Source organism: Dorea sp. AGR2135, assembly GCF_000420885.1.
GTDB lineage: Bacteria > Bacillota > Clostridia > Lachnospirales > Lachnospiraceae > Dorea > Dorea formicigenerans.
This window is the reverse complement of the sequence record NZ_ATVU01000055.1, coordinates 1-8,907: the sequence shown is the minus strand read 5'-3', so window position 1 is coordinate 8,907 and position 8,907 is coordinate 1. Positions and strand designations below refer to the sequence as shown.

The 8,907-nt window shown below is 42.1% G+C and carries 8 protein-coding genes and 2 pseudogenes; 9 read left to right on the top strand and 1 reads right to left on the bottom strand.

Annotated elements, in window-relative coordinates:
- Positions 1-173 (bottom strand): annotated as a pseudogene (locus G593_RS21070) (ISNCY family transposase); the annotation flags it as partial.
- A 171-nt stretch (positions 174-344) separates the two neighbouring features.
- On the opposite strand from G593_RS21070, the gene G593_RS0117815 reads away from it, so the two are divergent.
- The 9 genes and pseudogenes from G593_RS0117815 to G593_RS21660 form a co-directional block, all read left to right on the top strand.
- Positions 345-719 (top strand): DUF2500 domain-containing protein, encoded by a 375-nt coding sequence (locus G593_RS0117815; protein WP_005338934.1) that lies wholly within the window; start codon positions 345-347, stop codon positions 717-719.
- A 15-nt stretch (positions 720-734) separates the two neighbouring features.
- Positions 735-1,382 (top strand): DUF6518 family protein, encoded by a 648-nt coding sequence (locus tag G593_RS0117810; RefSeq protein ID WP_005338932.1) that lies wholly within the window; start codon positions 735-737, stop codon positions 1,380-1,382.
- A gap of 345 nt (positions 1,383-1,727) precedes the next feature.
- Positions 1,728-2,318: pseudogene (locus G593_RS18925) on the top strand (helix-turn-helix domain-containing protein).
- 571 nt (positions 2,319-2,889) lie between these two features.
- Positions 2,890-3,087, top strand: a complete 198-nt coding sequence (locus G593_RS0117800) for a hypothetical protein (protein ID WP_005338928.1) — start codon at positions 2,890-2,892, stop codon at positions 3,085-3,087.
- Between the two features lie 114 nt (positions 3,088-3,201).
- A complete protein-coding gene (locus tag G593_RS0117795; RefSeq protein WP_029732549.1) occupies positions 3,202-3,732 on the top strand; it encodes a phosphatase PAP2 family protein in 531 nt (176 codons plus the stop codon).
- Between the two features lie 275 nt (positions 3,733-4,007).
- The gene (locus tag G593_RS0117790) at positions 4,008-6,785 is read left to right on the top strand and encodes a translation factor GTPase family protein (protein ID WP_029732548.1); all 2,778 of its coding nucleotides are present in this window, start codon (positions 4,008-4,010) and stop codon (positions 6,783-6,785) included.
- Positions 6,785-8,077 carry a flagellin lysine-N-methylase gene (gene fliB / locus G593_RS0117785; protein WP_029732547.1) on the top strand — a complete coding sequence of 431 codons (1,293 nt, stop codon included), beginning with the start codon at positions 6,785-6,787 and terminating at the stop codon, positions 8,075-8,077. The genes G593_RS0117790 and fliB overlap by 1 nt, the downstream gene beginning before the upstream one ends.
- A gap of 139 nt (positions 8,078-8,216) precedes the next feature.
- The gene (locus G593_RS0117780; RefSeq protein ID WP_029732546.1) at positions 8,217-8,876 is read left to right on the top strand and encodes an IS607 family transposase; all 660 of its coding nucleotides are present in this window, start codon (positions 8,217-8,219) and stop codon (positions 8,874-8,876) included.
- On the top strand, positions 8,848-8,907 hold a 60-nt coding region (locus G593_RS21660; protein WP_242827136.1), incomplete at its 3' end, for a hypothetical protein. The genes G593_RS0117780 and G593_RS21660, both read left to right, overlap by 29 nt.

Genomic DNA, 8,907 nt, shown 5'->3' with positions numbered 1-8,907 from the left:
TTACGGGTTCTGCCCGTTGATGCATAAAAATGGTTTCTAAAGGAAATCGGAATAATTTCATCAATGTCGATATGAGTTTCTAATAGAGAGAGAAACGCAGGTTTGTCATTATCAAGTTTTTCTTGGCAATCTGTAAAAATTTCTGCCAAAGAAAGCTGTTTATATGGTATCATAGGTATCAGAATAACTCCTTTCTTGGGTGATGGTTTTTAGTTTTTAGTCAACTCTATTATACCATATCCAGTGAGGGGTTATTTGTTTTTCATAACAGAAAAATGCCGTATTCATGCGGCTTGTGGCGTTTCGCAAACGCCTATTAAAAATTATAGTAAGAAAGGGAAAAAATGTTTAATATAATAGAAATGCTATTTCCAGTAATATTCATACTAATCTTTATAATGATTATATTCATTTTTATAAAAGGAATTGCTACTTGGCATAAAAATAACAATTCTCCTCGTTTAACCGTATCGGCAAAAATAGTGGCAAAACGCCAGAATACCACACATCACAATCAGCCGAATGCAGGAGATATGTCAGGAGCACATGGCTATCATACAACAATCAGCACTACTTATTATGTCACTTTTCAAGTAGAAAGTGGCGACAGAATGGAGATGTCTGTATCTGGCTCAGAGTACGGAACACTTGCAGAAGGAGATAAAGGAAAGCTGACGTTTCAAGGCACAAGATTTTTAACCTTTAATAGGGAAAATTGAGTTTAGAGGTGTATTATGAACAAGTTTTTGAATAATACAAGAAGTACAGAAAATGAAATACCAGTTAGCAGAAAAATCAGAAATACAATACTTATACTGTGTCTTGGAATAGTTCTAGGAACTTTTTCAAAATTTTTAGATAATACAGCAAGCAATGCTTTGCCGTTTATATTTGAATATTTAGATGTTAGAAATTTTCTTGGTCGTTTTGCTGTATGGTTACTTATTGCCTTATGTATAGCAATTTATAGTCGTTCTTCACTTAGAGCGTCGTTAAATGTATTTGTATTTTTTGTTGGAATGGTTTCCAGTTATTATATATATTCCAACTATGTCGCAGGCTTTCTTCCGAAAAGTTATGCAATGATTTGGGTTGGCTTTACAGCTATTTCTCCATTCTTAGCATTTATTTGTTGGTACGCTAAGGGAGAAAGCAAAATATCTTTTATGCTTTCGGTAATAATAATTGCTATTTTATTCAATTTTACATTTATTTATGGCTGGATTTATTTTGATATATATTCAATTTTAGAAGTGATAGTCTTTTGCTGTGGCTTAGTGGCTCTAAAACGTAATACCATTAAGGAGACAGCGTATATGATATTAAGTGCTGTTGTGATTGCTGTTATACTCAATTTGTTAGTTCCATTCCATTTTAGTTAGATAGAGGTTAATGTTATATACAAACAGGCTACAAATTTAACGAACCGACAGAGTGATCCGCCAGCGGTGGCGGTCGTAAGACATAGCGCCACGCCAGCTTGCTGGCGAGCGGGCGGTTCACTTCGTCGGTTGGGCGAGCGTAGCGAGCCTTATCAAGCCCCCGTTATCTAACAGGGGGGTACTATTATAAAAAACAAAAGCCAAAACACATACAAAAGTCCCGATATGAAACGATGTACGAAGTTATAAGGACTTACTGTACTTCACACCCTGTCATTTCTACCCGACAGGGTGAAAACAGCATATCGGAAGCACAAAATACAAGGTGTATGCTCCTATGGGCGTATGCCTTTTTTGATTGGAGGAATGAACATGAACGACATGGAATTTATCGAAGCATTGAAAACAAAACGGAACGCCTGCGGTTATTCCCAAAGCAGGCTGGCAAAGGAACTGCATATCAGCAGGCAAAACCTGAATGAGATTGAAAACGGGAAAACAAGAGCCAGCAAGGAAATGAAGCATACGCTCCTACATTATCTCGACTACTGCAAATGCACACAGCCTTTTACACTGAACGTTGATTATCTGCGTGTCCGCTTCCCTACGACGGACGCACTGGCGATTATCAAAGACGTGCTGGCTATGAAGATAGAATACTTTATCCATGAAGATTACGGACTGTTCGGGTATGAGGAATTATACCGCTATGGATAGATTGTCGTTACGGCTTCTAAAGACGCTTCTATGGGCGTTTTACTGGAATTAAAGGGCATGGGCTGTCGGCACTTGGAACATGTCTTACAGGCAAGGAAAACAGGCTGGTATCACTTCCTGAGCCGTTGCATGGACTATGGGGGTATCTTTAAGCGTCTGGACTTGGCAATCAATGACATGGGCGGACTGCTGGACTGTAGAGCAACTTTTTATAAGTGATTGAGACAAAAGGAAAACAACAGATAATAAGAATAGATAAGTGGGATGAATGATGAGAGTGTGTAGTGATTTACTGCATGCTTTTTTCTCTTTACAAAAGGTTTATAATAAAAGCTGAAAAAATTTGAGGGAAAAACTGTCTAGAAAAAAATGCGGCCGTAAAAATCCAAACAAGGATTTTTTGCGGCCAAAAACAGAAAGTACTTATTAAAATAAAAATATCCTGAACAAGTTGCAGAGCCAGAAAGCCTTGTAACTGTCAGGATATTTTTGTTTGGTGCTGTCAGCGCTAAAAAGCGTTATTACCGACAGCCCCGCGCACCTCGCAGCAAGAATGCCGAGGCATTCTTGAATGAAATATGAAACAAAATTATGAGAGGCAGACAGATAAATGAAGTTAAAAAATGATATGAAATTATCTTCATATACTGGAATATACTGAAAGTATATGTTAATCTATAGGTAGAAATCATAGCATTTTCTTTTGAACAGACATTTATCTGCGAAAAGAAAGGAGAAGCTATGGCGTGTCACCAGGTTAAAGGGCAGCAAAGAAATGGAGATAAAGTTTATGCAGAAGTGGGAAGAAAAAGAAATGGAAAGGCAGGAAGCATACGCAGAAGGACGAGAAGAAGGCGAACGTGTTGGAGAGGCGCGAATTAATAAGTTGATTGTATATTTATTGGAACAAGGGAGAAACAAGGATCTGGCAAAGGCAGCTTCAGATTCTGAGTATCAGGCAAAGCTGTTAAAAGAGCTGGGATTGTAATGACATTCAATTGATATAATTCTAAAGTAATATTATGAGAGGCAGACTTAAGAAAAACATAAGAAATCATTCCTTGAGACTGCCCCTTTGCTGCCGCAGGAAGGAGAATATATTATGGAGATACAAATATTGAATTGGCTGCAGAGCTTACATACGCCAATTCTGGACAAGATCATGCAGTTGATCACACATTTGGGAGACGCGGGAATTATATGGATAATCCTTACGATAGTCATGATTCTGATTCCAAAGACAAGAAAAAGCGGTGTGATCATGGCAGCAGCACTGATTGTAGATGTGATTTTATGCAATGTAATTTTAAAAAATCTGATTGCGAGAGTGCGGCCATACGATGTCAACACAGCAGTACAGATATTAGTTGCAAAACCGAAAGATTTTTCTTTTCCGTCCGGACACACAGCAGCGTCGTTTGCCAGTGTGACAGCCCTTTATCTGGCAGGCGAGAAAAAACTGTGGAAACCAGCCCTTGCGCTGGCAATTCTAATCGCATTTTCCAGAATGTACCTGTATGTACATTATCCGACAGACATTCTCAGTGGAGTTATCTTTGGAAGTTTAAGTGCATGGATTGGATACCAGTGTAGCAAAAAAATGTTCAACATTTTTCAAGTCGAACGTCCGTGAGACTTGGCGCGTGATTCTGGTCAGAGAAGCTGACATATTCCTATCAGAATCACTGCGCATCCTCGCGGAGCGTTTATCTCAGTCGGAGACCTAACTCCCACTGAGACAAATTTGCTATTACTCACCACCTGAAGAGGTGGGAGCCTTCTCGACTGAGATAAACATTGGAATATAAAGTAATAGAAGTTTTTAATTCAAATTTAACTCGACGATTGAATTAAAACGAGTTATATTAAAACAAGAATCAACGATTTAGTAGAAATGAGGGATTTTAGGTGGGAACGACATCTGAAACGAAACCAAAACGATATATCAGCGTGGGACTTCTGGCACATGTGGATTCTGGAAAGACAACGCTTTCAGAAGGAATCCTTTATCTGACAGGACAGATCCGTAAGCCGGGGCGTGTAGATCATGGGGATGCGTTCCTTGACAACTACGCGCTGGAACGACAGCGGGGAATCACGATTTTTTCCAAGCAGGCAGTGTTTCAGCTTGGTGACAGCCAGGTGACACTTCTGGATACACCTGGGCATGTGGATTTTTCCGCGGAAATGGAGCGGACGCTCCAGGTGCTGGATTATGCGGTTTTGGTAGTCAGCGGAGCTGATGGCGTGCAGGGACACACCCGCACGCTCTGGAATCTGCTTGCGCGCTACCGGATTCCGACATTCATATTTGTCAATAAAATGGATCAGCCGGGGACGGACAAGGCGCTGATTCTAAAAGAGCTGAAGAAAAAACTGGATGCTTCCTGTGTGGATATGGAAGATCCGGAAGATATTGCCACGGGGGACGAACGTGCACTGGAAGTGTATCTGGAAGCGGGAGAAGTTTCTATAGATACCATAAGCCAGATGATTGCAGATCGTCAGATTTTCCCTTGTTATTTTGGTGCTGCGCTGAAATTACAAGGTGTACAGGAATTACTGGACGGGATTGGAAAATATGTGGGAGATAATGTTTCGGCCAATTATGATCAGGCAGATAATAGATTACAGAACAGCGGAGATGCTCAGCAGTTTGGTGCGCGTGTCTATAAGATTTCCCGTGACCCTCAGGGAAACCGGCTGACTCACATGAAGATTACTTCCGGTGAATTGAAAGTTAAATCTTTGCTGAAAGGTGGACAAGTCTCTGAGCCGTGGGAAGAGAAGGCAGACCAGATCCGAATTTATTCCGGAGAAAAATTCGAGACAGTACAACAGGCGAAAGCAGGCATGATCTGTGCTGTGACAGGATTAAAGCATACATTTCCAGGGGAGGGACTTGGAATTGAAGCCGGTAAACAGGCAGTAACACCGATGTTAGAACCAGTTCTGAATTATCAGGTTTATTTCCCTGATCAGGTGGATGCACACACCATGCTCGGCTATATGCGTCAGATCGAGGAAGAAGATCCCATGCTTCGGGTCATTTGGAATGAAGAACTGGGCGAAATCCATGTTCAGCTTATGGGCGAGGTGCAGACAGAGATTCTGAAAAGTCTGGTAAGCGAACGATTCGGAGTAGATGTGACATTTGGCACTGGAAATATTGTATATAAGGAAACAATAAAAAATGTCGTAGAAGGTGTAGGGCATTATGAGCCGCTCCGCCATTATGCGGAGGTGCATCTGATTCTGGAGCCGGGACTTCCGGGCAGCGGACTTGAGTTCTCGACCGACTGCAGTACGGATGATCTGGATCTGAACTGGCAGCGGCTGATCCTCACACATCTTTTGGAGCGGGAGCATAGAGGTGTGCTTCTTGGAGCGGCAATTACTGATATGAAGATCACACTGGTAGCAGGAAGAGCACATTTGAAACACACGGAGGGCGGTGACTTTCGACAGTCTACTTACCGGGCAGTGCGCCAGGGACTGATGCAGGCGGAAAGTGTACTGTTAGAGCCATATTACGAATTCCGTCTGGAAGTGCCGTCAGAAATGATCGGGCGTGCACTGACGGATGTTCAGCGTATGTACGGTGAATTTGCGCCACCGGAGACAGACGGGGATCAGAGTGTGCTTACAGGAAGCGCGCCGGTTGCCTGTATGCGTGATTACCAGAAAGAAGTGGTGAGCTACACAAGAGGACGGGGACGGCTGACACTTGTATTTCAGGGCTATGCACCATGCCATAATACAGAAGAGATTCTGGAAAATGCAGGCTATGACCCGGAAGCGGACAACGAGAATCCGACCGGTTCTATATTTTGCAGTCACGGAGCCGGATATTATGTACCATGGCAGGAAGTGCCGGAGCATATGCACATTTCCTCTAAGTTGGAGGAGTATCTCAGAAAAGACAAAGATGCGGGGAAAATGCACGAAGAAGCTGACGGCAATGGCAGAGGTGTATTAAGAAATGGTGCTGCCGGTGGAAGTCCTTCAAAATCAGGCAGAAGTCGTGATTTTGGCGCGGAAGACCGGGAATTGGAAGAGATTTTCATGCGGACTTACGGAAAGATTGAACGCAAGAAACCAGGCAGCGGACCGCGTACGATCATTGCCCAGTCCCAATATAAAGAAGAAAAACCACAGGAGAAGGTTGCGGAATATCTTTTAGTAGATGGGTACAACGTCATTTTCGCGTGGGACGAACTGAAAGAACTGGCAAAGGTGAACATGGAGAGTGCCAGAAATAAATTAATGGATATCTTAAGCAACTATCAGGGATTTAAGAAATGTACCGTGATCCTTGTGTTTGATGCATATAAGGTGGATGGCGATACGCTGGAGATTCAGAAATACCACAACATTCACGTTGTTTATACGAAGCAGGCTGAGACAGCAGATCAGTACATAGAAAAGGTCGTGCACCATATCGGACGAAAACGCCATGTGACAGTCGTAACTTCCGATGGCGTGGAGCAGGTCGTGACCCAGGGACAGGGAAGCGCACTTATTTCTTCCAGAGAATTTTATGAAGAGGTAGAAATCACCCGCAGACAGATTCAGGAAGAAATTAAGGAGCGTACAGGCGGCACAAAAAATTACCTTTTCGACCATATGGATGAAGCATTTGTAAAAGAGATGGAAGATGTCCGTCTTGGAAAGAAGGATATTTGATGTTATGTACCATACCAGATTATTATAAAGAATTTTCCTGTATCGCCGCAGACTGCGAGGACACTTGCTGCGCGGGGTGGCAGATTGTAATTGATGAGAAGTCGAAGCGGCGGTACGCAAAGGCAGCAACAGGGCTTAATAATATTGAAAAGAATCTCGCCCGCGAGCTGCGCCGCTGTGTCAACTGGCGCGAGGGCGTCTTCCGTCAGGATACGGAAAAGCGCTGTGCATTTTTAAACCAGAATAATCTCTGCCGGCTTTATCAGATGGCGGGACCGGACAGCCTGTGCCGGACTTGTAAAATGTATCCGCGCCACATAGAAGAGTTCGAGGGAGTCAGGGAAATCACGCTCTCCCTTTCCTGCCCGGAGGCAGCAAGAATCATATTAGGCAAGAAAAATCCGGTGCATTTCTTAAGTTATGAGAAGCCGGGAGAAGAAGATTATGGCGACTTCGACCTGTTCTTTTATTCACAGTTGGTGGACGCAAGAGAAAGCATTTTAAAAATGCTTCAGGATAGAAGTCTCTCTATTCATCACCGTATGGCGCTGGCACTGGCGATCAGCCATGATATGCAGGCACATGTAGACCGCAGGGAAATGTTTTCCTGTGAGGATATTCCGAAGAAATACGAGTCCGAGACAGCCAGAAAGTACACAAAAGAACGTCTGGAAGCATTTGAAAAAGACGAGACCGGACGATTCGAATTCGCACAGAAAACATTTCAGTATCTGTATCGGCTGGAGCTTCTGAAAGAAAACTGGCTGTATGTGCTGATGGACGCAGACAAATTACTTTACGGCGGTCTGGCAAGTGTGTATGAGGATTCTGTGAAGAGCGATGCAGAACAAAAAGGCAATGCAATACAAAAAGACAATGCAATACAAAAAGGCAATACAGCACAAAAGGGTGGAGAGGAACAGTCAGAGGAAGACATTGACCAGCTCAGATACTTTGTAAATCTCCAGGAATTTGAACTGTGGAAGCAGGAGCATATGCCGGATTGGGACATTATGCTGGAACAAATGCTGGTGTATTTTGTGTTTACTTATTTCTGTGGGGCAGTTTATGATGGACGTATTCAGGCGAAAATGCAGGTGTGCGTGTACAGTGTCTATATAATAGAAGAAATCTTGCGCGCCAGATGGCTGGAAAATGAAAAGACACTTTCCATGGAAGAAGTTGTGGAGCTGACCTACCGCTACTCCAGAGAGGTCGAACATTCTGACCAGAACCCAGAGCGTCTGGAACATTTCATGGAGAAAAATCCGTGGATCCGTGTAAAGAAGTAAAATGAAAATAGAATAGAAAGAACTGGAATAAACAGGAAAAGAGGTTGTTGACAGTTAAATATAAATTATAAAATTGTATAAGTTGGTGTTGAGTTTTATAAGATGTTAGAGTGGAATATTATTGAAAGGAGTTGATACTTTGAGTAAATATTATTCTATACATGAATTTTCAAAAATTATAGGCGTATCTGCTCAGACATTACGAAATTGGGATGCCAATGGAAAACTTCATCCGCATCATACTACAGTAAGTGGCTATAGATATTATTCCGATGAGCAACTCAGCCAGGTAATAAATGTAAAGCCTAAAAATCGCATTACAATTGGATATTGTCGCGTTTCCAGCCATAAACAAAAAGATGATTTGGAACGACAGATTGATAATGTTAAGACATATCTTTTGGCAAAAGGGCAGCCGTTTGAGATAATAAGCGATATCGGTTCTGGGATTAATTATAATAAAAAAGGGCTTCAGGAATTGATCAGACGAATCTCTCAAAATCAGGTTGAAAAGGTTGTTGTTTTATATAAAGACAGGCTATTGCGATTTGGTTTTGAGTTGATAGAATATATCGCTTCACTTTATAATTGTGAGATTGAGATTATTGATAATACTGAAAAATCGGAACAGCAGGAACTTGTTGAAGATCTGGTTCAAATAATCACAGTATTCAGCTGCAAATTACAAGGAAAACGAGCGAACAAAGCTAAGAAACTTATCCGGGAATTGATACAGGAGGAAACAGATGGTAAAAGCCATAAAAGTAATGCTGATACCAAACAACGTACAGAAAACTAAGATGTTTCAGTACGCAGGTGCTTCAAGATTT